Below are 22,217 nucleotides of genomic sequence, written 5' to 3' on the forward strand. Positions count from 1 at the left end.
CATGGAGCGTCGTTAGCACTCATTGAGTCAGAGTGCCAGGAGGAAATTCGTGCCGACCTACCAGTACCAGTGCACCGAGTGCGGTGAGGGCCTTGAGGCCGTGCAGAAGTTCACCGATGACGCACTGACCGTGTGCCCGAACTGCGACGGACGCCTGAAGAAGGTGTTCTCCGCGGTCGGCATCGTCTTCAAGGGCTCCGGCTTCTACCGGAACGACAGCCGCGGCGCGTCGTCGAGCAGCACCCCTGCCTCGAAGCCCGCGTCCACGTCGTCCACGACCTCGACGGCCGCCGCCCCGGCCGCCTCGACGTCCGGAAGCGGCAGCTCCACCTCGGCTGCCTGATCCCGTCAGTCTTCCGTAAGGCCCCGCAGCCCTCTCAGGGCAGCGGGGCCTCACGCATGCCCGGTTAGGCTGACCGCATGGCGAATGCAGAGATCGGTGTCATCGGCGGCTCGGGCTTCTACTCCTTCCTGGAGGACGTCACGGAGGTGCGGGTCGAGACCCCGTACGGGCCTCCCAGCGACTCCCTGTACCTGGGCGAGCTGGCCGGCCGGTCGGTGGCCTTCCTGCCGCGCCACGGACGCAGCCACACCGTGCCCCCGCACAAGATCAACTACCGGGCCAACCTGTGGGCCCTGCGCTCGGTCGGCGTCCGCCAGGTGCTCGGCCCCTGCGCGGTGGGCGGCCTGCGGGCCGAGTACGGTCCGGGCACACTGCTCGTCCCCGACCAGCTGGTCGACCGTACGAAGACCCGCGCCCAGACCTTCTTCGACGGGGAGCCGCTGCCCGACGGCAGCGTCCCGAACGTCGTGCACACCACCTTCGCCGACCCCTACTGCCCCGTCGGCCGCGACGTGGCCCTGGCCGCGGCCCGCGGCCGGGACTGGGAGCCCGTGGACGGCGGCACCATGGTCGTCATCGAGGGGCCGCGGTTCTCGACGCGCGCCGAGTCGCGCTGGCACGCCGCGGCGGGCTGGTCGGTGGTCGGCATGACGGGCCACCCGGAGGCGGTCCTCGCCCGTGAGCTGGGGCTTTGCTACACCTCCATGGCGCTGGTGACCGACCTGGACGCGGGCGCCGAGACCGGCGAGGGCGTGTCCCACACCGAGGTCCTCAAGGTGTTCGGCGAGAACGTCGGGCGCCTGCGCGAGGTGCTCTTCGACGCGGTGGCGGCCCTGCCCCCGACGGAGTCCCGCGCCTGCCTGTGCACGCACGCGCACGACGGCTGGGACCTGGGCATCGAACTGCCGTAGCCGCCTTGGCCGACGTGGCCGACGTGGCCGACGTGGCCGCCTTGGCCGACGTGGATGACGTGGCCGGCCCAGCCGCCTTGGCCGACGTAGCCGCCTTGGCCGACGTGGATGACGTGGCCGGCGCAGTCGGGGCAGTCGGGGCCCGGCGGTCCCGGAGGCGGTCCGTGTGCCGGGGTTTGCCAGGCGCGGACCGGCGGCGTTCGTGGGGCGCGGATTCGACGGGCGCGGACCTTCGGCCCTCGTGGGGCGCGGGTTCGACGGGCGGGCGTTCCGGTGGGCGCGGTGGGGCTCGCGGGAGGCGGGGTGTCACGTTCCGCGGGGCTGTGCGGTCAGAGCTGTGGAGGACCGGCCATCGGGGCCGTCCCGCACAGGAGGCGACCACCATGCCGCGCATCTCGCTCACCCCGCCCCGCACCCTCCTCAACCGCCTCGGCGCCTGGTACGCGCGCCGCGCCTACGGCAAGGTGCTCGCGCCCGGCCTCGCGTACGGGCACAACGCCCGCGTCCTCCTCGCGTACGTCCGCCTCGAACGGCAGGTGGCGAAGTGGGGGGCTCTCGACGGACAGTTGAAGCATCTCGCCGTGATGGCGGCGGCGGCCCGCGTCAACTGCTCGTGGTGCGTGGACTTCGGCTACTGGGAGGGGCACGAGAAGGGTCTGTCCCCGGAGAAGGCCCGGAACGTGCCGCGCTGGCGCGAGGCCCGTGACGTCTTCACCGAGCCGGAACTGCTGGTCATGGAGTACGCCGAGGCCATGACCGAGACCGAGCCGACCGTCACGGACGCGCTGGCCGCCGAGCTGATCGCCCGTCTCGGCGAGGCCGCGTTCGTGGAGCTCACCGCGATGGTCGCGCTGGAGAACTGGCGCTCGCGCGTCAACAGCGCCTTCGGGCTGACCAGCCAGGGGTTCGCGGAGGCCTGCCGGAACCCGAACGCGGGCTGAAGCGTGCGCGCCGGTCCCCCGTGGGGGTGGCGGGGTTGTCCACAACCTGGGGATCGTCCACAGGCCCGAGCACAGACGGGCGGGGCGGCGGATCGTGAGGGGTGTCCGGGCGTCGGCCCGGACATCGGCGCACGAGCGATTCGGCGGTGTTCATCATGTCCAGGACTGCTTCCCGGCTTCCCCTCTCCTCCGCGTGTCCCCCCGCGCGTCCCGTCCCCCTCTTCCCGCCGCTCCGCGTGGGGCGGGGCGGGGACCGGCTGCGGCGTGCCCTGCGACGTCGGCGGCGGGTCGGCGCGGCCGGCCTGGCCGTCGTGGCGGCCCTGCTGACCGCGGGCGGGACGGAGGCGCGGGCCTCCCGGGGCAGTGCGCCGCCCGAGGCGAAGCCACCGCCCGCGGTGGTGCGGATGGTGTCGGCCCCCGTGCGCATCGCGGACGCGGCGACCGTGCGGCTGCTGCGCCCCGGAGACCGGGTGGACGTGGTGGCGGCGGAGCGGGCGGGACCGCCCCGGGTGGTGGCGACGGCGGCCCGAGTTGCCGAAGTGCCGGAGCCCGAGCAGGGTGTCGGGGACGGCGGGGCGTTGGTGGTCCTGTCCGTGCCCCGGGAAACCGCGCGGGCCCTCGTGGGGGTGGGCAGTGTGTCACGCCTGGCGGTGACCCTGTGCTGAATCGCACACGCGCCCAATCAAGTCACCTTGAGGTGAGGACCGATTGGACACGCCCGGCCCGTACTGCCGTAGCTTTCGGAACCGTTGGCTCCGTGTTTTGTGGATGTGAAGAGAGGCTCAGTGGTGAGCGAGAACAAGAAGGAGAGCGTCCTGGCAGGCTTCAAGGCCTTCCTGATGCGCGGCAACGTGGTCGACCTCGCGGTGGCCGTGGTCATCGGTGCGGCGTTCACGAACATCGTGAACTCCATCGTGAAGGGGATCATCAGCCCGCTGGTCGGAGCCGTCGGAACGAAGAACCTGGACGTCTACTCCTCGTGTCTGAAGGACACCTGTGGGGTCAACGCCAAGGGCGAGCCGACCGGCGTGAACATCATGTGGGGTTCCGTGCTGAACGCCACGCTGACCTTCCTGATCACCGCGGCCGTCGTCTACTTCCTGATGGTGCTGCCGATGGCGAAGTACCTCGCCAAGGTCGAGCAGCGCCGCAAGGCCAGGGAAGGCGTCCAGGAGACGATGGAGATCACCGAGCTGGTGGTCCTCAAGGAGATCCGGGACACCCTGGTGGCACAGCGCACGGCGTCCGTCTCCGGTGCGGTCGACGGCCGTGGAGCGGGGCAGGGCCAGGGCCAGGGCCAGGGCCAGGCTCCGGGTTACGGCCAGGGCTCGGGCTACGCGCAGGGCCCCGGCTACGCGCAGAACCCCGGCTACGGCCAGGGTCCGGGGTACGGGCAGGGGCGCGACGGCTCGCTCTGAGCCCGCCCGCTCAGACGTGGTGCGGGGGCTTCTCGTCGAGGAAGCGGGCCAGGTCGGCCGCGCTTCCGCCGGCGGGGGGTCGCTCGCCCCATCCCCGGTCGGTGTCGTCCGAGGACTGCCGGTCCAGCGGGTCGTCGAAGTCGATCCTGGCCTTCGGCTTCGGCTTGGCCGCAGGGGCCGCGGGATCGGGCGTGGACACGGGCGCGTGGTGCGCGTCCTGCGGGTCGGAGGCGGGGGCGGTACTCATGGCTCCAGGGTACGGCCGCCCCGACCCCCGCCTCCGGCCCCGCTCGGCTGGGGGCTTCCGCGCCCTCACGGGCGTGGAACCGCTGGCACACGGCGAGACAGGTGGCGTAGAAGCCGATGAACAACCACAGCGCGTTGGTCATCTTCATCCCCGCGAACATCGCGGGGATGAAGAAGGAGATGAAGAAGAAACCGGATGCGGCGCCGGCCGAGGAGAAGCCGGTGACGGCGCCGGCCTCCATCTCGGACTGCTGTATCGCGGCCTCCCGCGCTGCCGGGCCCTGACCCTCGGCCGCCCGCATGTGCTGGTCCCGGAAGATCACCGGGATCTGCCGGAAGGTGGGACGGGGCCTGCGGCATCCAGTGCGCGATGGGGCGGCCCGGGCGGTACCGCGCCGGGGTGGCACGCGTCAGAGGAAACGCACCGTGAGCGACGGAAGCAGGTCCCGTCCCACGCAGTGCGTTGGTCGCTCCGTCCACCGCGCCAAGGACCGGGGCTCCACCACCGGGAACGACCGGCCGGGGTTGTCGGTGCCCATCCCGTCGAAGCCGGAGTCGTCGAAGCCCGGGGCGTCGAAGCCGTGCTCCACGCGGCCCTGCCCATCGACCCCCGGGGCGTCGAACCCCGGCACGCGATGTCCCCCGACGAGTCCGCCCGGGGTACGCGGGCGCCACGGGCCGCGCGCCTCGCCTGCCGACCCGCGACCGGCTGCTGTGCTGGGCCGTATGACGTACGTACCGATGACCGCCCGGAGCCGGGACGAGAGCCACCGCGCCGCGACTCCCCTGGAGCTCTTCTTCGACCTGTGTTTCGTGGTCGGCGTGGCACAGGCGGGCCGCCAACTCGTCCACGCCCTGGCGGAGGGGCACGTGGGCAGCGGCATCACCGGCTACCTCTTCGTGTTCTTCGGGGTGTGGTGGGCCTGGATGAACTTCACCTGGTTCGCCTCCGCCTACGACGTCGACGACATCCCGTACCGGATCGCGACCCTGGTGCAGATCTCCGGGGTGCTCGTGTACTCGGCCGGGATCCCGCGCGCCTTCAACGACAACGACTGGACCGTCGCGGTCATCGGCTACCTGGTGATGCGCATCGCGCTGACCTTCCAGTGGCTGCGGGCGGCCGCCGGGGAGCGCGGTCCGGCCCGCCGCTGCGCGATCACCTACGCGGTGGGGCTGCTGATCTGTCAGGCGGGTTGGACGGCGCTGCTCCTGGCCCCCGAGAGCGCCCGGCAGTGGCTGTTCCTGGTCATGGTGGTGGCGGAGTTGGCGGTGCCGGTCATCGCGGAGCACGGTCACCAGACGCCGTGGCATCCGCACCACATCGCGGAGCGGTACGGCCTGTTCACCATCATCGTGCTCGGCGAGACCATCGCCGCCAGCACGGTCGCCGTGCAGTCGGCGATCGACGAGCACGAGGCACTGGGCGAGTTGCTGCCGATCGCGGCGGGCGGTCTGCTGCTGGTCTTCGCCGCCTGGTGGATCTACTTCGCGGTCCCCGTGCACGAGGGGCTGCGCACCAACCGCGATGCCATCCCGTGGGGTTACGGGCACTTCGTGATCCTGGCGTCGGCGGCGGCGATCGGCGCCGGCATCGAGGTGGCGATCGAGCAGGCGGTGGGCAAGGCGCACGTCTCCGACCTGGCCGCGAACCTCGCGGTGGCCGTCCCGGCCGCGCTGTTCCTGCTCTTCGTGTGGTTCCTGCACTCCCGTCACTTCAAGCGGGGCATGGCCCAGCAGCTGGTGCTCCCGATCTCGGCCCTGGCCGTCCTCGCGTGCTCCTGGACCGGCGAGCACGCGGTGCTGTGGATCGGACTGGTGGCGGCCGCCACGGTGGCGGTGGGCGTGACCTTGGCCGAGCGGGCGCGTTCTGGTGCGTGAAGACGGTCGGGGGCGATTCGGCGTGCTGCCGACGAATGGGAAGAAGGTGCGGGCATGACAGTCCCGGCACAGCGGTACGAAGACCGACCGGGGGCCGAGCTGGCCGATCCGGCCTTCTGGCAGTCACCCCCGCAGACTCGGCTGGCGGCTTTCGCCCGGCTGCGGGCGCTCGATTCCCCGGTGTACGTGCCCGAGGGCCGGGATCGGGGCCACTGGGCCCTGGTGCGGCACGCGGACGTGCAGGAGGCGAGCCGGCTGCCCAAGGTGTTCGCGAGCGCGCCCGGGGTCACGACCCCGGAGCCGCCGCGTTGGGTACGGGCGTTGTTCGGGGACTCCATGGTCAACCTGGACGGCCCCGACCACGCGCGGTTGCGCAAGGTCGTGCAGCGGGCCTTCACCCCGAGGCTGTTGGCCGCGGCCGAGGAGGACATCCACGCGGTGGCGGCCAGGATCGTGGACGACGTGCTGGACGAGCGGCCCGACGAGTTCGTCTCGGCGGTGGCTTCCCGGCTGCCGCTGGAGGTCATCTGCAACATGATGGGCATCCCGCAGGCCTACCGGGCCGAGATCGCGGACCGGGTCAACCACGCCTCCGAACACATCGGCGTGGAGCGGGGTCTCGCCGCCCGGCTGCGGATGCCGGGGCGCGGGTTGCGCGCGCTGGCCCGGATGCAGCGGATGGTCGCGGGCATCGGGCGGGAACGGCGCAGGAATCCGACCGACGACCTCATCTCGGCGCTGGTCTGCGCGAACGTGGACGGCCAGGCCCTGGGTGCCCGGCAGCTCGGTGCGTTCTTCTCGCTGTTGATGGTGGCCGGCGTGGAGACGACCCGGAACGCGATCACGCACGGGCTGACCCTGCTGACCGATTTCCCGGACCAACGCGATCTGCTGCTGTCGGACTTCGAGGCGTACGCGGACGGCGCGGTGGACGAGATGATCCGCCACTCGACGCCGATCATCCAGTTCCGTCGCACGGTGGTGGCCGAACACGACCTCGGCGGGCACCTGTTCACGCCCGGCGACAAGGTGGTGCTGTACTACGCCTCGGCCAACCGCGACGAGGCGGTCTTCCCCGACCCCGACGCCTTCGACATCACCCGCTCGCCCAATCCGCACCTGGGGTTCGGGGGCGGCGGTCCGCACTTCTGCCTGGGCGCGCATCTGGCCCGGGTGGAGATGAGGTCACTGTTCCGGGAGTTGCTGACCCGGCCTGTGGGGCTGCGCGCGGTGGGCCTGCCGGATCTGGCGGGTTCGAACTTCGACAACCGGGTGCGTTCGCTCCGCTTCGCCTTCGAACAGCCGTGACGCGACCGGCCACCGGGATTGGCCACCGCGACCGGCCACCGGGCGGGCTGGGAGCCCGGCGGCCGGAGCGTGGGCGGTGGCGCCGGGGCCGTGTCAGCCGCGCAGGCTCTGCACCGTGAGCACGCAGTGGGCACTGCTGGTCAGCACTTCCTCGTCGCCCGCGAAGGCCTGGAGCACCTCCGCGGAGACCGGCTGCCCGGGAACGGCCTCGGGCCAGGCGCGGGTGGCGAACAGGAAGTAGGCCTGCCCGCTCTCGTGGGCGGCGGCGACCCACTCCGGCGGGGCGGTGCAGGTGGCGTTGAGACCGGGCAGGGTCAGCGCGATCTGGTGGTCGGCGAGCAGGATCTTCACCGGGAAGGTGGCCGCCTTGAGGGTCCCGTCCATGACCACGTCCCCGATCGGCAGGCCGATCTCCTCCAGGAGACCTCGGGCGGCCGCCTCGCCGGCCTCCTTGCCGCCCGGGCCGTCGCCCAGGGTGTAGGCGAGGAGGTACGGGATGTCGTGACCCTCGGAGGGGTCACCGATCCAGGCGAGCACGGAAAGGGTGCCGAGCTGGGACCGGTCGATTTCGGCTTGGGTGGAAGTCATGCGCCGCACCTTAGTGGCCTCTCGGCCACCCCCTCGCGGCCTTTCACCCGAGCGGGCTATACGGCCCAGAATCCCCCTCCGGAATTCGCCTGCATGTTCGCGTCCTGGTACTGGAGCCGTACGACGCGCGCGCTTTCCGGGATTTCGAACGCCACCCATCCCTCGGCCCGCTCACCGACCTCCAGGGAATCGAAGACGAGGGGTTTGCCGGTTGTCAGTTCGCCGGTGGGCACGACCGCGTGGCGCTGTCCCGCGCCGTCGTACGCCCACATGCTCCCGAGAGCCCCGTACGAGGCTCCCCCCACGTTGACGAACGACATGGAGGCGGCCACCCAGCGCTTCCCGGCGGTCGGTGCGAAGTTCTTCTCGACGCTGACGGCCGGGTCCACGTACGCGTTGAGCACGACCTGGAGGTGCTGCCCCACCTGCCGGCCCGGCACCCGTACGGAGTCACCCACACGGGCGTCCTTCGCGGTCGCCCGCACCACCGCCGGGCCGGGTGCGGCCGGGTCGCCGTCGGCTCCCGGCACCCCGTCGTCCACCGGGACGGCGGGTACCGCCGCAGGGGCCACGGCGGCCCCTTCGGGCACGCTCTGACAGGCGGTGGCGCCCATCAGCAGGAGGGGCAGGAGGGCGGCTGCGGCGAGGACGGAAGCGGGCTGACGCATGCGGGATCCCTTCGGGGATCTTCGGGGGATGTATTCCGGTCAGTTTCACGCGCCCGAGCGGGCAATTGCACACACCGACACGAGCGTAGGGAGCGAGTTGCCCGCCAACTGCCAGCAGAATGCTTCCGGCAGCATCCCGCCATCCGCTTCCCACTGGAGGAAAAATGGTCATGTCCGGCCGCCGAATTACTCTCGCGGCGCTCTCCGCGCTGGCCGCCGCCTCGGTATTCACCACTCCGGCGAACGCCACTGTTTTCAACCAGGAGATTTCCGTACAGCCTTACGCCCACATCACCGAGGAAGGCTCCGTCACCCTTTCCGGGACCTACCTCTGCGAGGGCTCGTCACCCAGAGGGGCGGTCCAGATCAAGGCGACCGTCGTTCAGGAGGGTCTCCGCCTCACCATCGCCGCCGGCGACGCCCGCTGCGACGGTGAGCGGCACCGCTGGGAGGCGCGCGGCTCCGTGCGCTTCACGCCGGGCCTGCACGCCGGTCGCGCCGAGGCCGTGGCGCAGCTTCAGGAGGTCCACTTCTCGGGGCTGATGCCGCGTTCGATCGACACGCTCGCCGAGGACGGCAGGAAGATCGAGGTGTTCGACCACCGGTGATCCCGGCGCCGACGCCGACCGGTCCGGTAGCCGCCGCTACCGGATCCTCGCCGTGAACGGCCGCTACCGGGTCCTCGCCGTAGCCGGCCGGGACCGGAGCCCGGTCGCCGGCCGCGACCGGATCCCCCGCGTCAACGGCACTCCGGGGCGACACCGGTCATCGACATGAACGCCACCGTCTGACACCCGGGGTCCGAGTGCGGACGCCCCGTCGTCCAGTCCACCGCCTTCGGCACCCCGGCCGCCAGCAGGAGCAGGGCCAGGATGCCCGTCATCGCGCCCCTGTTCAGGCGGCGCACAGCAGAATCCGTTTCATGGCGGCATCATCACTCCCCCTCCGGCAGGCCACAACTCGGGGTGATCGTCCGGTCACTCCGCGCCCGGCCGCACGCCCCCGGCGTCGAACTCGCACCAGACGGCCTTTCCGTCGCCCCGGGACTCCACCCCCCAGTGCGTGGCCAGCGCGTCCACCAGCAGCAGCCCGCGTCCCGTGGTGGCCGACTCCCCCGGGGTGCGCCGGCGGGGCCACACGCTGGAGCGGTCCTTGACCCACAGCCGGATCCGCCGCACCGGTTCCGGCAGCACCTCCATGGTCAGCACCGCTCCGCCGTCCGTGTGCAGCAGGGCGTTGACCAGCAGTTCGCCCGCTGCCAGCTCCACGTCGTCGGCGAGTTCCGCCATGCCCCAGTCGCGCAGGGCCTGCCGCAGGGCGTAGCGGGCCTCCGAGAGGCCCTCGGGGTCGGCCTGGTGGATGTACTGGTGGATGCGGGGCGCCCGGTGCGTGCCCGGGTCGGGAGCCCGGCGCAGCACCAGCAGGGCCACGTCGTCGCCTGAGCCCCAGCGTTCCCAGAGCCGGTCGGAGAGGTGGTCGGCGAGCGCCCCGGCCTCCTGGGGGCCGCTGCGGACGGCGTGGGCCAGTGCCTCCATGCCCTGGGTGATGGCGGTGCCCGGTTCCTCCACGAGCCCGTCGGTGCACAGCACGAGGGTCTCGCCGGGCACCAGGTCCAGCCGGGTCTCGGGGAACTCCTCCCGTTCGAAGATCGAGGCGAGTCCGAGGGGCAGGCCGCCGCGCACGTTGGGCCAGCCCGTTCGGCCGTCCGTGTGGCGGATCAGCGGTCCGAGGTGGCCCGCGCGGACGGCGCGTACCCCTCCGGTCTCCAGGTCCACCTGCGCGTACATGCAGGTCGCGAAGCGTTCGGTGTCGAGTTCGGCGAGGAAGCGGGAGGCCCGGGCCAGCACGGTGGACGGCGGGTGCCCCTCCCCCGCGTAGGCGCGCAGGGCGATGCGCAGTTGGCCCATGATGGCGGCGGCGTGGGTGTCGTGGCCCTGCACGTCGCCCACGACGATGCCGACCCGGTCGCGGGGCAGCGCGATCACGTCGTACCAGTCGCCGCCGACCTCGCGCCCGCTCCAGGCGGCGTGGTAGCGGACCGCGATCTCGCCACCGGTGATCTCAGGGATCCGGCGCGGCAGCATCGACGCCTGGAGGCCGGTGGCGAACTCCCGTTCCTGGTCGAAGAGCAGGGCCCGCTGGAGCGACTGGGCCACGATGCCGGCCAGGCCCAGGCAGAGGTTGCGTTCCTCGGGGCTGAACTCGCTGAGCCGCTTGTAGAAGAGGACCAGTCCGCCGATGGCCTTGGCCTGCGCGATCAGCGGCAGGTAGGCGGCCGCGTCGTAGCGGATCCGGTTCAGGTAGTCCGTGAACATCGGGAACTCGGCCGCCAGCTCGGACAGCGAGGTGACGAACCGGGCCTTGCGGCTGAGGACCGCCTGCGACAGCGGCAGCGAACCGTCCAGCCGGGTGAATCTGCGCTCGTTGAGGATCTCCAGGGACTCCCCGCTCAACGCGATGATCTTGATGGCGCCGTTCTCCACGAGCCCGAGGGCGAGCCCGTCCGCGCCGAGCCGTTCCAAGGCTCCCGTGCCCGTCAGGGTGGCCGTCACATCGTCCACGGTCACGGCCCGCGACAGGGCCTCGGTGGTCCGCTGCACGATGGTGGCCTGCTGGGCGCGGGCCGACTCCAGCTTCCGCAGCACCGTGAGGTGGGCCAGCTCGGCCGTCGCGTCCCGGACGATGCCGACGATCCGCAGGGGTCGACCGTCGGGGGCGCGCAGCACCCTCCCCTGGATGTGGGTCCACTGGTCGCGGCCGTCGCGCCGGCGCACCGTGAAATAGGAGCCGTACGTCTCCTCACCGCTGTCCAGCACCCCGACCACGGTGTCCGCGAGCCGCGCGGTGTCATCGGCCGGAACCCGCAGCCCCAGGCCCTCGGGGGTGTGGTCGAACTCCTCCGGCTCCAGGTCGAAGACGACCAGGCCGGCCTCGTCGAGCGACACGGTCCCCGCGCCGAGGTCCCAGTCGTAGCTGCCCATGCCGTTCAGCGCGAGCCGTTCCCCGGCTCCGGTCACGGGCATGCCGCCGTCCGGCGCGGGTCTGTCGGGTCGCTCCGCCGCTGCCACGCGTCACACCACCTAACGGCCGGGCCAGCACGGCTGGGAGATCAGCCGCTCCCACTCTTCGTCAGGATGCCCCGGAAGGGTGCGTCCGGCCTCTCGCCAGCGCTTCAGCAGGGAGAGGTAGATCGTGGACTGGTCACCGGGGCCGAAGGTCGCGCCCTTGGGCCGGCCCGGCGGCTGTTCCGCACGGCTGGCGGGGATGCGTACCCAGCCACGGCCGCCCTGTGCTCGCTCCGCGCCCATCGCGACCCCTCTCACCTCTCACCGTGTACCCGTCTCACCGCGGCTACGCCTCGGGGTGCCCGGCGGCGGCCCGGTCGAGCCGGTCGCCGGGGGCGGAACCCGGCAGTCGACCCCGGGCTCCGAGCCTCCCCAGGACTCCCTTCACCAGTCTCCCCGCCGTGAAGCCCGCACCGTGCACGAATCGCATGGAAGGGCCGAATGAGGGAGCCGTCAGCAGACCCGCGAAGAACAGCCCGGGCCACGATGATTCGAAGCCCGCGCTCAGCTCGGGCGTTCCGCCGCCGCCCACGGTGCGCAGCGCGGTCCGCAGCCCGACGTCCAGCAGTTCCAGTCGGCGCAGGTCGGGGGCGAATCCGGTGGCCGAGATGACGTGCGAGGTGTCGAGGACGACGGACTCCCCGGTCGCGGAGGTCAGCTCCAGTCGGGTGTGGTCGCCCACCGCGACCGCCCGGTGCAGATGGCGGCCGAGCAGCACCGGTACCCGCTGTTCGAAGCGGTCCCGCAGCCACCAGGCGCCGGCGGGCCCCAGCGCCGTGGCGGCGATGCGTTCCCGGGTCGCCGCGGGCAGCCGGCGCACCGCCCACGGCAGTTCCGACCACACCCAACTGCGCCATCCCGTGCCCAGCCCGCTGTGCGGGTCGCGCAGGGCCCGCAGCGGGGACCGTTCCAGGGGCTGCGGGACGGTGTTCCAGTTCAGCCGGGGCCGCCGGGCCACCAGACACGGTCGCGCCCCGGCCTCCGCCAGCAGGGCCGCGGTCTCCAGGGCCGCCTGCCCGGCCCCGAGCACCGCGACCTCCCGGCCGGCGAACCGGGTCAGGTCGCGGTGGCCGCTGCTGTGCGAGTAGTGGGCGGCCGGCAGGTCCCGCAGTACGGCGGGGAAGTTCACGAACGGCATCACCCCCACCGCCAGGGCGACGGTACGGGCGAACAGCGGCGGCCCCTGCGCGGTCCTGATCCGGAAGCCGCCCCCCTGCGGGGTCAGCTCCGTGACCGTCACCTCCTCCACCTCGGGCGCGGCCCTCCCGGCGAACCAGAGCCCGTACGCGCTGAAGGTGCCGATCGGCAGCGGTCCGCCGTGCTCGGCCCGCACGCCCCGGCCGGCGCAGTAGTCGGCGAGGGTGTGCCGCCCGCCGGGCGCGGACAGGTTGGATGACCAGGGCTCCGACTTCAGGTACATCCCCTCGGGCATGTGGTCCCGCCAGGACGCCATGGGCCGCCCCAGTACCCGTACACGGAGTCCGGCCGCCGCGGCGTGCGCGGCGATCGACAGCCCGTACGGCCCCGCGCCGACCACGACGAGGTCGTCCATTCGTGTCATCGCTGTCCCTCCAATGTCATGGCCGACCGCCCCGGACGGGCCCGCCCGGGGCGGGGGTGGTCACCGGATGAGGCGTGTCACCGGATGAGGTGTGTCACCGGCTCACCAGCTCGTCCGGTTCGGCCGCCTCCGGCGGGGCCGGGCGCGCGGCAGGTCCGCCGGCGCCCTCGGACGCCTGTTCCCGACCGCGTTGACGGGGCGCGCGCACCACGGCCCGGGCGGTACGGCGGCCCTGCTCGGGGAAGCCGCGCAGGACCCGGGCCCCCTTGCCGAAGCCCCGGCCCAGGAACGCGGTGACCATCGCGACGAACGGCATCACGTCGTCCGAGGCGAACCAGGCCGCCTCCACCTCGGCGCGCCGGTCCCTCGGCGCGGCCCGCGCCGGCCCAGCGGTGGCCGGCCCGGTCGCGGCGGACCCCGGCCCCCCGCCGTCACTCCGGCCCGGGGTCGCGGCGCCTTGGCCCACCCGGTGCTCCGCCGCCCGGCCGGGCCGGTCCGGCCGCGCCGGGTCCGGGATCACGACCCCGTCCCGGGAGCCGCCGGCGGCCGGGGCCGCGCCGGGCTCCGGGGCCGGGTTCCGGACCGGGTGCGGCCGAGACGCCGCCCCCCGCGCCGCTCCCCGCCCCGGCCGCGGGGCGAGCGGCAGCCGGCGTCCGCGTACCGCCGCCAGCAGCGCGTAGTTCTCCGCGACGAACACCCGGCCCGGCCCGCCCGAGGGGGTCGGTACCCGTTGCCCCGTCAGGTCCAGGTACATCGCCTGGACCACGTCCAGTCCGCCCGTGTCCGTGAACAGCCGGAACTGGGCCCCGGGACGCGGGTTGAAGTCCACCAGCCGGAAGCAGCCCCGCTCGTCGCGTCGGAAGTCGAGGTCCAGGATCCCCTGGTAGCCGAGGCGTTCGGCGAGCCGTAGCCCCGCCTCCTCCACCGCCGGGTCCGGCAGCCACCGTCCGACGGCCGTCAGCCCAGTCCGCACCGGCCAGGACAGTTCCTTGCGCCCGGACCCCACGAGCAGCGGATGTCCGCCCCGCGCGAAGGCCCCGTGGAAGAACCAGTCGGTGTCCTGACCGGCTGGCAGGAACCGCTGGAGCAGCAGCCGGCTGCCCGCCCGCGCCGAGCGTTCGTACAGGCGTCGCGCCTCGGCCGCGCTGTGCAGCAGCGTGGTGCTCCGCAGCCCCTCGCCCGCCGGAAGCAGCCACGGCCGGCTCCACTTCGCCACCACCGGCAGCCCCAACCGCCAGGCGGCCTCGGACGCCTCGGCCCCGCTCGCCGGGATCACCGTCTCGGGGTGCGGGATGTCCCACCGCGCGCACAGCCGCGACAGTTCGGCCTTGTCGGCCACCCGCGCGGGCAGTCCGTCCGGCTGATGGGGAATCCGATACCGCTCGTCGAGCGCCGGGGCGATCCGGGCGACTGCGATGGCGCTGAGGTCGTCCATCGCGACGAGCACCGCGGGGCGCCCGATCCGCTCGGACACGGTGAGCAGGCAGTCCAGCAAGGCTTGCGGGGTCTCGGGGTCGAGCCCGCCGACCGGCCCGGGATGCACGGCGCGCAGATACCGCGAGCGCCTCACCGGACCTCCCCCGGCCTCGACGACTACATGGACCTCCACGCCTTTGCGCCCAAGGGATCTGACGGCGCCGAGGGTTCCGTGGTGGAACGGGTTGCGATCGAGTCGGAGCAGAACGGCGGGCACATGGTTGGCGAACGCGTGCATGAAAACGGTGTCTTTCACCTAGTCGGACCAAGCGGGGGTGGTGTGCGCCTGCGAATGGCCTATGCAGCGGTCACCGGACAGGCCATTCGTCGGATGTGATGCCTAACGTCGTTGACAAGCACACCGGTTCGGGAAGCTCGGGAGACGCCATGCCCACACCACGCCGCCGACTGGCGAGCACCTGCGTCGGCACGGTCACGGCCGGACTGCTGGCCTCCGGCGCCGCGCTCGCGGCGCCCGACGAGGAAGCACCCAAGGGCTCCGACATCGCCATGGGCGCCTATCTCGACTACGGGCCGTCGGGGGTGGCCCGGATCCCGTACCTGTCGAACTGGCTGGGCGGCAAGGAGATCAGGGTCGGGCACACCTATCTGCCCGGCGACCGGTGGGCCGGCATCGAGGGCAACGTGAATTTCCTCGCGGACTGGGCCGCGTGGCGCCGGGAGGACGACGACCGGATGTTCGTCCTCAACGTGCCCATGCAGGAGCGCAACGAGGAGCGGGTGTCCGACCGCCAGGTGGCCCAGCTGATCAGGGCGGGCGCGCAGGGCGACTACGACCCGCACTTCAAGCGGCTGGCCGAACGACTGGTGGGGCTGGGCGTCCCGGACACCGTCATCGTCCTGGGCTGGGAGATGAACGGCACCACGTACACCCACCGCTGCGGGCCCGACCCGGAGAACTGGAAGCGGTACTGGAAGCGCGCCGTCGCCGCGATGCGGTCCGTGCCCGGCCAGAAGTTCACGTTCGACTTCGCACCGAACCGGGGTACCGACGCGATCGGCTGGACCAAGTGCTACCCGGGCGACGACGTGGTGGACATCATCGGAATGGACTCGTACGACCAGGGTCCCGGCACGGACTTCGACGAACAGATCTCGCAGCCGTACGGCCTCCAGCAGCACGTGGACTTCGCGAAGGCACACGGCAAGGAGATCTCGTATCCGGAGTGGGGCCTGTTCCGGCGCGGTGACAATCCGGAGTACGTGCGGCGCATGCTCAAGTGGATCGAGCAGCACAAGCCGCTCTATCACACCATCACGGACTACTGCCCGCACGGCGTCTGGCAGTGCAAGCAGAACCCCCAGTCCTCGAAGGTGTTCAAGGAGGCCCTCACCCCGCAAAAGCCCGGCCCGGTCACCCCGACGCCGGTGGTCCCCACGCCGGTGGTCCCCACTCCGGTGATCCCGACCCCCGTGGTCCCGACCCCGGTCGTCCCCACCCCCCAGGTCCCGACCCCGCAGATCCCCACACCGCAGGTGCCCACGCCCCAGGCACCGTCGGTCCCACCGGTCGTCCCACCGGTCGTCCCGCCGGTCGTCCCGCCGGTGGACGTTCCCGCCGAGCCGTCCGCGGAGCCCTCCGTCGAGGCGCCGGTGAGCCCGTCCCCGGAGGTTCCCGTCGTGGAGCCCTCCCCGGCCGTCCCCTCCCCCGCGGCCCCCAGCCCGGTCGCGCCGAGCCCGGCGGCGCCGAGCCCGCTCACGCCCGTCGCCACGCCCGAGCCGGTCGAGCCGACGACGCCGAAGCCGCCCGTCAACAACACGCAGTGGTGCGTGCCGCTCAACTTCGGGGAGTGGCTGTCCAAGCTCGTCGGCAACCAGGCCGTCTGCGTCAAGCTCGACTGGCGCAAGGGCTGGCTCTGGCCCTTCTAGGCGAACCGGCCCGTCCGGGCGGGGTCGCGTGACTCCCGTCATCGCACCCGCAGTTCGTTGAGCCGCGCCCGCCAGTCCCTGGCGCCCGGCATCGCCTCGCGCAGCGCGTCCACCGCCCGCTCGCGCCCCGACACCTGCGACTCGTGCAGTCGCAGCAGGGGCGCGAGCGCGTTGGTGGCCAGCAGGAACCGCTGGTTGACCACCGTTTCGGGCCGCCAGTGGTTCTTGTACGGTTCGTTGCCGCGCAGGAAGCTCACCACCGGCCGCCCCTCCGCGAGCGCCCGGCCGGCCTCGTGGCGCAGCAGCAGCGTGGCGATGTCCACCTTGCGGTCGCGCAGGTCCGGGTCGGCCCCGTACAGGTACCCGCCGCTCAGGGCCGACGAGAGCAGCGTGACGTTGGCCGCGACCACGTTCCCGTCCAGTCGGAACTCGGTGAGGCGACCTTCCCCGACGCGCACCATCCGCCGGACGGCCCGGGTCAGGTGCTCGGCGAAGCGCGGCTTGAGGTGTTCGGGGGTCACCCCGCGCCCCCGCCACTGCTTCTCGTGCAGCCGCAGCAGCGTCCGCACGGCACGCGGCACCTCCTGCTCGGTGACGTCGTGCTCCTCGATCCCGGCCGCGTCGGTCTTGCGGAGCTTGGCCCGCACCCGCTGGGCCCCGGAGGAGGGCATGCGCCGGACGAGCTCGTCGAAGGGCAGCGCGGGCAGTTCCATGCAGGTGGAGTCGGTGAGCCTGGCCCGCGCCCCGGGCCATTCCCGGAACAGCGTCTCCGCGACCGCCCCGGGCCGCACCTCGCGGAGGTCGACGACCGCCCCGCGGGCGGCCCGGTGCAGCCCGCGGGCCAGCGCCGGAACGACCTGATCGGCGTGCTCGGGGGCCACGAGCACGTCGAAGTAGTCGGTGATCCCGCCGCCCAGCGGCACCAGCAGCGGCAGCGGGCGGTGTACGAGCATCAGCGCGGCGACGCCGACCAGTTCCTCGCCGCGGCGCACGAGGACGAGCCGGAGTCGGCCCTCCTTCCCGTACGACAGCCACCAGGAGTGCAGCCAGGCGTGGCTCTGGAAGGGGGTGGCGGTGGGGCAGCCGCGGACGAGCCGGTTCCACGGCTCTTCCAGCGCGGCGAACTGCCGGGGGTCCCGACACAGCGTCACCGACAGGCCCCCGGCGGAGCCCGCACTCATCGCACGGACTCCTTCTCCTTGGCCGTGGTGTGCTCGCCCTGCGCGGGCAGCGTCGCGAACTCGCCGGCCACGGGGCTCTCGGCGACCTCGGCGACGACCTCGTCGGTACGCCGGCGCCCGGGTCGGGCCAGCATCCACAGGCCGCCGACGAGCCCGCCCGCGCAGAGTCCGACGGCTCCGCTGAGCGGCGCGGAGGCCGAGGCCGGGTCGGTGGGTGCGACGGCCTGGTTGAACAGCAGCAGTTGCACGCCGGTGTTCTTGGCGGCCTGGTTGCTGCTCAGCGACAGGGCGTCGGCGACCGCGTTCGCGATGTCGGCGGCCTCGGCCGGGCTCTTGGAGGTACCGGTGATGGCGATCATCGGGGACTCGGGGGAGGTCTCGGCGCGCACCTGGGTCCGCAGCCGGTGGGCGCTGATGCCGGCGCGGGGCTGGGCGTAGGCGAGGGTGGAGTTGCTGGTGGCGATGCGGGCGTAGGCCTGGGCGAAGCCGAGGGCGGTGGCCGGTTCGGTGGTGTCGTCCGGGACGGCGACGACGTAGCTGGTGGCGGCGTACTCGGGCGCCTTGAGCACCCCGTACGCCCCGCCGGCGGCCAGTCCCAGCAGCGCGCAGGCGGGCAACGGCCACCACACGGGCGCCGACAACCGGGTCCGCGCCTTCTTCGCGGAGCGGTGGTCGGACTTCCTCTGCTCGGACTTCCTCTGCTCGGCCTTCGTCTGGTCGGACTTCTTCTGGTCGGCGGTGTCGGCCATGTGCGTGCTCGCTTCCTGAGTGGAGGGAACTTCCTTCGGCCCCGCTGCGGGGCCCCTGCGGTAGGACTGATCAGCCGTCGCCCCGGCCGGGCGTGCTTACGGCCCCCGGCCGGGCGGCGTCCCCCCGTGCGTCCGGCCCGCGCCCGGGAGCGGCCGGCGCCCCGACCCCGCCCCCTTGCGCACCGGCCCCTCGTTGCGCACCCGTGTCCGGGTCCGGGGCGGCGTCCCGGTCCCCCTCGCGCGGCGCGGCCAACGCTTCGGCGTAGACCGAGAGCAGCCGCTCCGCGCTCCGCGCGATGTCGTACCGCCGCACCACGGGCGGCGCCGGCAACCGGCCGGACCCCGCCTCCATGTGTCCGCGCAGCGCGGCGACGAGCTCCTCCGTCCCGGTGCCGATCCGCCTGGCTCCGGGCGCCTGCGTCGCGGGCAGGTCGTCGATGGCGGGGCAGGTGACGTGCAGGACGGGCAGTCCTGCGGCGAGCGCCTCGACGACCGCGAGCCCGAAGGCCTCTTCCCGCGACGGGGACACGAAGACGTCCATGGCGGCCAGCAGGGCGGGGATGCCGGGCGTCCGCCCGTCCGCGCTGTCGCCGAGCGGGTCCCGTTCCCCGAGCAGGTGGATCCGGCTCTGGGCGCCGAGGTCGGCGGCGAGCCGTCGCAGCGCGGCCCGTTCGGGTCCGTCGCCGGCCAGCAGCAGATGGGCCCCGGGCAGGGCGGCCACGGCCCGTACGAGCACGTCGAACCGCTTGCCCGGTACGAGCCGGCCGACCCCGCCCACCACGAAGGCCCGTTCCGGGAGCCCGGCCCGGGCCCGCGTGGCCCTGCGCACGCCTTCGTCGAAGCGGAAGCGGACGGCCTCGATGCCGTTCGGTACGACGTGGATGCGCGCGGCCGGCACCCCCCAACCCTCCAGCCGCGTCGCCACGGTGTCGGAGACGGCCACCGTCGCCGCGCCGAGGCGTTCGCCGGTCAGGTACAGGGCCCGGACCCCGCGCGAGAGCCGTCGTCCCTCGATCTCGCTCCCGCCGAGGGAGTGTTCGGTGGCCACGGTCGTTCGCACGCCCGCGAGCCGGGCCGCGATCCGCCCGTAGAGGCAGGCCCGGTACAGGTGGGTGTGGACCAGGTCGTAGCGTTCGCGCCGGATGAACCGCACCATCCGGGGCAGCGCCCCCAGGTCCCGGTTGCCCTTCATCCCGAGGTGGACGACCCGTACCCCGTCGGCCCGCAGCCCCTCGGCCACCGGGCCGGGGTTGGTCAGGGTCAGCACGTCGCACCGCATGGGCATGTGGCGCAGGAGCAGGCGCAGTTGCTGCTCGGCTCCACCGACGCCCAGGCCGGTGATGACGTGCAGCACCTTGAGCGACTTCATCCCGTCCGTCGCGTTCATCGCGCCGCCACCCCCCTGCGCAGCTCCCGCATGCGGTGCCGCAGCCGCTTGATCCGCAGCCGCGCTCCGCCGTCGGCCTGGCTGATGTGCGTACGGGGCAGGGCGTACGGACCGGCGAGCCGACCGGGGTCGATGGCGCACGCGTAGCCGTAGCCGGCGGCCCGGGTGGCGTCCACGACCCGCGCGTCGAGATGCCCGTACGGGTAGCAGAACCCCTCGGGCAGCGTCCCGGTCAGTTCCCGCAGCAGGTCGCGGCTGCCCCGCAGCTCCTGCCGGAGCACGTCGTCGGGGGTGGCGGTGAGGTCCTGGTGGAGCAGCCCGTGCGAGCCGATCTCCTGCCCGGCGGCGGCGACCTCGCGGATGCCCTCGGCGGTGAGCAGGGACTTGCGGGGGCCCAGCGGGTCCCACATGTTGTCCACTCCGAGCCGTCCCGGCAGCACGAACAGCGTGGAGGTGAAATCGAGGCGCTTCAGCAGGGGCAGCGCCCGGGTGAGGAAGTCGGTGTACCCGTCGTCGAAGGTGAGTCCGACGAGCCCGGCTCCGCGCCCGGCCGCGCGGGCCCGGAGCAGTTCGCCCACGGACACCCCGCGCAGACCCCGGGAGCGCAGCCACAGCAGCTGGGCCTCCAGCGCGCGCGGGGTGACGGTGATGCCGTACGGGTCCTCGGCGGGGTCGGTGAACTCGGCGACCGAGTGGTACATGAGGACCCACGGCGATGCGGTCCGGCGGGCGGGGACCACCACGGCGGCGGGCTCCGTGTCGGTGTCAGCGGGCATTGCGGAACCTCTGGGTGAGCTGGGAGGTGAGCTGGGCGATCTGGGCGGGCAGCACGGTGACTTCGAGTGCCCGCATGGCCATCCCGGTGGCTCCGAACATGGCCGGGACCAGCAGGCAGCCGAGTGCGGCGCTGAGCAGCGGGTCGGGGATCTTGGGGCCGGCGATCCAGCCGGTGGCGCAGGCGGCGACGGCGGCGACCGCGAGGCGGCCGATGCTGACGGCGACCCGGCGGACCTGGATGGCGACGATCCGGGAGCCGAGTCCGGTGAGGAGCAGGGCGGCGGTGGTGGAGATGCCGGCGGCGTTGGCGGCGGCGATCCCGTAGATCCCCCACCAGCCGACGGCGAGGGCTCCGAAGACGATGTTGACGAGCAGTCCGGCGCCCATCGCGACCGCCGGGAACCAGGTGGGCCGGGCGGTCGAGAAGAAGGGCCGGGACAGCGCCCCGACGAGGCAGTGGCCGAGGAGTCCGAGGCCGTAGACCCGCATCACGGAGGCGGTGGCGAGGGTGTCCCGGTGGGTGAAGGCGCCGCGTTCGAAGAGGACCTGGATGATCTGGGGCGCGTACCCGATGACGAGGGCGGTGCCCATGAGGACGACGAGGGAGGCGAGGGCCAGGTCCCGTTCGACGCGCCGCCGGGCCTTCTCGCGTTCGCCGCCGGCCATGGCCTGGGCGACGACCGGGAAGGTGACCGTGCAGATCATCAGGGACAGCACCATCGGCATCTGCGCGACCTTCTGCGCGTAGTTCAGGTGCGAGATGGCTCCGGACGGGAGCGAGGCGGCCAGGAACCGTTCGACGAGGACCTGGGACTGCCGGAAGACGGCGAAGAAGATGACGGGGGCGATCAGCCCGAAGGCGATCAGCGTCGGCCGGTCCCGGTCGCGGCGGCTGCGCGGTGCGCCCTTGGCCCGGGACGGCCCGAAGCCCACGTTCCGGATGAACGCGGGCAGTTGGACGAGCACCATCAGCGCCCCGCCGAGGGCGACCCCGGCCGCGGCGGCCCGCACTCCCCACAGGGCGTGGAGGGCGACCATGGCGCCGATGATCCCGACGTTGTAGGAGACGTAGATCGCGGCGGGCGGCAGGAAGGATCTGTGGGCCCGCAGCGCGGCGCTGAAGTATCCGGCGATCCCGAAGGTGATCACGGTGAGGGCGGTCAGCCGGGTGCACTGGACGGCCAGGTCGGGATCGGGCAGTCCGGGCGCGAGCATGCCCACGACGAGCGGCGCGGCGACGATCAGCACGGAGGCCACGGCGGCCAGCAGCACCAGGAGCCGCGGCAGGGTCGCGGCCACGAGCAGCCGTACGGGGTCCTGCGCGCGGGCCTCCTTGCGGGTGAGCCCGGCGCGGTCGGCGGCCCGGCGGGCCAGGGCGTGGCTGAAGGCGGGCACCATCAGCAGCGCCATGGCGTCCTCGATGAGCAGCGTCGAGGCCATCTCGGGGACGGTCCAGGCGATGAGGAACGCGTCGCTGTCGTGCCCGGCGCCGAAGAGGTGGGCGATGGTCTGGTCGCGTACGAGTCCGAACACCGCCCCCGCGGCGGTGAGGCCGGCGGTGACGGCGGCGGCCTTGGCGAGGTACCGGCCCAGGGGGGCGGGTGCGCCGGGGTCGCCCGATCCGGATCCCCGCCCGGCCCGCGCGCGGGCGGCGGCGGGGCCCTCGGATTCGGCGGGGGGCGCCCCCGCGACGGTGGGGCCGCCGGACGCGATCACGCGGCCCCGATCCCCGTGGGCGCCGCCGCGGGCGGCGTCCGGTTCCGCCGGCCGCGGCGGACGGCCCGCGGTCGCGGCGAGGTCCGTCGCCGCGGCCGCGGGCCGCCGGGG

24 protein-coding genes are annotated in these 22,217 nt (G+C 73.1%); 10 read left to right on the forward strand and 14 right to left on the reverse strand.

Features of this window, described 5'->3' with window-relative positions:
* Positions 1–49: 49 nt before the first annotated feature.
* The 5 genes from ADK55_RS16960 to ADK55_RS16980 all read left to right on the forward strand — a co-directional run bounded on the left by ADK55_RS16960 (position 50) and on the right by ADK55_RS16980 (position 3,613).
* Positions 50–343: an FmdB family zinc ribbon protein gene (locus ADK55_RS16960; protein ID WP_053679583.1), complete on the forward strand. Its 294-nt coding sequence runs from the start codon at positions 50–52 to the stop codon at positions 341–343.
* A gap of 77 nt (positions 344–420) precedes the next feature.
* Positions 421–1,254, forward strand: coding sequence for an S-methyl-5'-thioadenosine phosphorylase (locus ADK55_RS16965; RefSeq protein WP_053679586.1), 834 nt, complete (start codon positions 421–423; stop codon positions 1,252–1,254).
* Between the two features lie 383 nt (positions 1,255–1,637).
* On the forward strand, positions 1,638–2,195 hold the full coding sequence (locus tag ADK55_RS16970; protein ID WP_053679588.1) for a carboxymuconolactone decarboxylase family protein: 558 nt from the start codon (positions 1,638–1,640) through the stop codon (positions 2,193–2,195).
* Between the two features lie 155 nt (positions 2,196–2,350).
* Positions 2,351–2,860: a hypothetical protein gene (locus ADK55_RS16975; protein ID WP_053679759.1), complete on the forward strand. Its 510-nt coding sequence runs from the start codon at positions 2,351–2,353 to the stop codon at positions 2,858–2,860.
* A gap of 174 nt (positions 2,861–3,034) precedes the next feature.
* Entirely contained in the window at positions 3,035–3,613 is a 579-nt protein-coding gene (locus tag ADK55_RS16980; RefSeq protein WP_234350103.1) for an MscL family protein, read from the forward strand.
* Positions 3,614–3,623: 10 nt separating this feature from the next.
* Here ADK55_RS16980 and ADK55_RS16985 read toward each other — a convergent pair whose 3' ends face one another.
* Positions 3,624–3,860, reverse strand: a complete 237-nt coding sequence (locus ADK55_RS16985) for a hypothetical protein (protein ID WP_053679592.1) — start codon at positions 3,858–3,860, stop codon at positions 3,624–3,626.
* Positions 3,861–3,976: 116 nt separating this feature from the next.
* Between ADK55_RS16985 and ADK55_RS38590 the strand changes: the two genes are divergently transcribed.
* Entirely contained in the window at positions 3,977–4,144 is a 168-nt protein-coding gene (locus ADK55_RS38590; RefSeq protein ID WP_159041428.1) for a hypothetical protein, read from the forward strand.
* Positions 4,145–4,269: 125 nt separating this feature from the next.
* On the opposite strand, the gene ADK55_RS16990 is transcribed toward ADK55_RS38590, so the two are convergent.
* Positions 4,270–4,491, reverse strand: a complete 222-nt coding sequence (locus ADK55_RS16990) for a hypothetical protein (RefSeq protein WP_053679595.1) — start codon at positions 4,489–4,491, stop codon at positions 4,270–4,272.
* A 94-nt stretch (positions 4,492–4,585) separates the two neighbouring features.
* Here ADK55_RS16990 and ADK55_RS16995 point away from each other — a divergent pair, with 94 nt between their 5' ends.
* The gene (locus ADK55_RS16995) at positions 4,586–5,740 is read left to right on the forward strand and encodes a low temperature requirement protein A (RefSeq protein ID WP_078999021.1); all 1,155 of its coding nucleotides are present in this window, start codon (positions 4,586–4,588) and stop codon (positions 5,738–5,740) included.
* Between the two features lie 54 nt (positions 5,741–5,794).
* A complete protein-coding gene (locus tag ADK55_RS17000) occupies positions 5,795–7,048 on the forward strand; it encodes a cytochrome P450 (RefSeq protein WP_053679598.1) in 1,254 nt (417 codons plus the stop codon).
* A gap of 93 nt (positions 7,049–7,141) precedes the next feature.
* Here the strand turns inward: ADK55_RS17000 and ADK55_RS17005 are convergent, their stop codons facing one another.
* Together ADK55_RS17005 and ADK55_RS17010 are read right to left on the reverse strand one after the other, a co-directional pair.
* Positions 7,142–7,636, reverse strand: a complete 495-nt coding sequence (locus tag ADK55_RS17005; RefSeq protein WP_053679600.1) for a DUF5949 family protein — start codon at positions 7,634–7,636, stop codon at positions 7,142–7,144.
* Between the two features lie 56 nt (positions 7,637–7,692).
* On the reverse strand, positions 7,693–8,304 hold the full coding sequence (locus ADK55_RS17010; RefSeq protein WP_053679602.1) for a DUF4352 domain-containing protein: 612 nt from the start codon (positions 8,302–8,304) through the stop codon (positions 7,693–7,695).
* Between the two features lie 170 nt (positions 8,305–8,474).
* Between ADK55_RS17010 and ADK55_RS17015 the strand changes: the two genes are divergently transcribed.
* Positions 8,475–8,912 carry a DUF6299 family protein gene (locus ADK55_RS17015; protein WP_053679603.1) on the forward strand — a complete coding sequence of 146 codons (438 nt, stop codon included), beginning with the start codon at positions 8,475–8,477 and terminating at the stop codon, positions 8,910–8,912.
* Positions 8,913–9,043: 131 nt separating this feature from the next.
* Here the strand turns inward: ADK55_RS17015 and ADK55_RS39235 are convergent, their stop codons facing one another.
* The 5 genes from ADK55_RS39235 to ADK55_RS39240 form a co-directional block, all read right to left on the reverse strand.
* On the reverse strand, positions 9,044–9,211 hold the full coding sequence (locus ADK55_RS39235; protein WP_199826548.1) for a hypothetical protein: 168 nt from the start codon (positions 9,209–9,211) through the stop codon (positions 9,044–9,046).
* Positions 9,212–9,281: 70 nt separating this feature from the next.
* Positions 9,282–11,327 carry a SpoIIE family protein phosphatase gene (locus ADK55_RS17020; RefSeq protein WP_107089213.1) on the reverse strand — a complete coding sequence of 682 codons (2,046 nt, stop codon included), beginning with the start codon at positions 11,325–11,327 and terminating at the stop codon, positions 9,282–9,284.
* Positions 11,328–11,384: 57 nt separating this feature from the next.
* The gene (locus tag ADK55_RS17025; protein WP_053679608.1) at positions 11,385–11,612 is read right to left on the reverse strand and encodes a hypothetical protein; all 228 of its coding nucleotides are present in this window, start codon (positions 11,610–11,612) and stop codon (positions 11,385–11,387) included.
* A 43-nt stretch (positions 11,613–11,655) separates the two neighbouring features.
* Complete coding sequence (locus tag ADK55_RS17030) at positions 11,656–12,921, reverse strand: NAD(P)-binding domain-containing protein (RefSeq protein ID WP_053679610.1); 1,266 nt, start codon at positions 12,919–12,921, stop codon at positions 11,656–11,658.
* 103 nt (positions 12,922–13,024) lie between these two features.
* The gene (locus tag ADK55_RS39240; RefSeq protein ID WP_199826549.1) at positions 13,025–14,500 is read right to left on the reverse strand and encodes an ATP-grasp domain-containing protein; all 1,476 of its coding nucleotides are present in this window, start codon (positions 14,498–14,500) and stop codon (positions 13,025–13,027) included.
* Between the two features lie 293 nt (positions 14,501–14,793).
* On the opposite strand from ADK55_RS39240, the gene ADK55_RS17040 reads away from it, so the two are divergent.
* Positions 14,794–16,296 (forward strand): glycoside hydrolase family 26 protein, encoded by a 1,503-nt coding sequence (locus ADK55_RS17040; RefSeq protein ID WP_053679614.1) that lies wholly within the window; start codon positions 14,794–14,796, stop codon positions 16,294–16,296.
* Positions 16,297–16,334: 38 nt separating this feature from the next.
* Here ADK55_RS17040 and ADK55_RS17045 read toward each other — a convergent pair whose 3' ends face one another.
* The 5 genes from ADK55_RS17045 to murJ form a co-directional block, all read right to left on the reverse strand.
* The gene (locus ADK55_RS17045) at positions 16,335–17,477 is read right to left on the reverse strand and encodes a GNAT family N-acetyltransferase (RefSeq protein WP_053679616.1); all 1,143 of its coding nucleotides are present in this window, start codon (positions 17,475–17,477) and stop codon (positions 16,335–16,337) included.
* Positions 17,474–18,226: a lipopolysaccharide biosynthesis protein gene (locus ADK55_RS17050; RefSeq protein ID WP_053679618.1), complete on the reverse strand. Its 753-nt coding sequence runs from the start codon at positions 18,224–18,226 to the stop codon at positions 17,474–17,476. Before ADK55_RS17050 ends, ADK55_RS17045 begins: the two co-directional genes overlap by 4 nt.
* Before the next feature lie 70 nt (positions 18,227–18,296).
* Positions 18,297–19,613 carry a glycosyltransferase gene (locus ADK55_RS17055; RefSeq protein ID WP_234350088.1) on the reverse strand — a complete coding sequence of 439 codons (1,317 nt, stop codon included), beginning with the start codon at positions 19,611–19,613 and terminating at the stop codon, positions 18,297–18,299.
* A complete protein-coding gene (locus ADK55_RS17060; protein WP_053679620.1) occupies positions 19,610–20,389 on the reverse strand; it encodes a polysaccharide deacetylase family protein in 780 nt (259 codons plus the stop codon). Before ADK55_RS17060 ends, ADK55_RS17055 begins: the two co-directional genes overlap by 4 nt.
* Positions 20,379–22,106, reverse strand: coding sequence for a murein biosynthesis integral membrane protein MurJ (murJ, locus tag ADK55_RS17065; RefSeq protein ID WP_234350090.1), 1,728 nt, complete (start codon positions 22,104–22,106; stop codon positions 20,379–20,381). The genes ADK55_RS17060 and murJ overlap by 11 nt, the downstream gene beginning before the upstream one ends.
* Between the last annotated feature and the right edge of the window lie 111 nt (positions 22,107–22,217).

The organism is Streptomyces sp. WM4235 (genome assembly GCF_001279725.1).
In the GTDB taxonomy this organism is placed as follows: Bacteria; Actinomycetota; Actinomycetes; order Streptomycetales; family Streptomycetaceae; genus Streptomyces.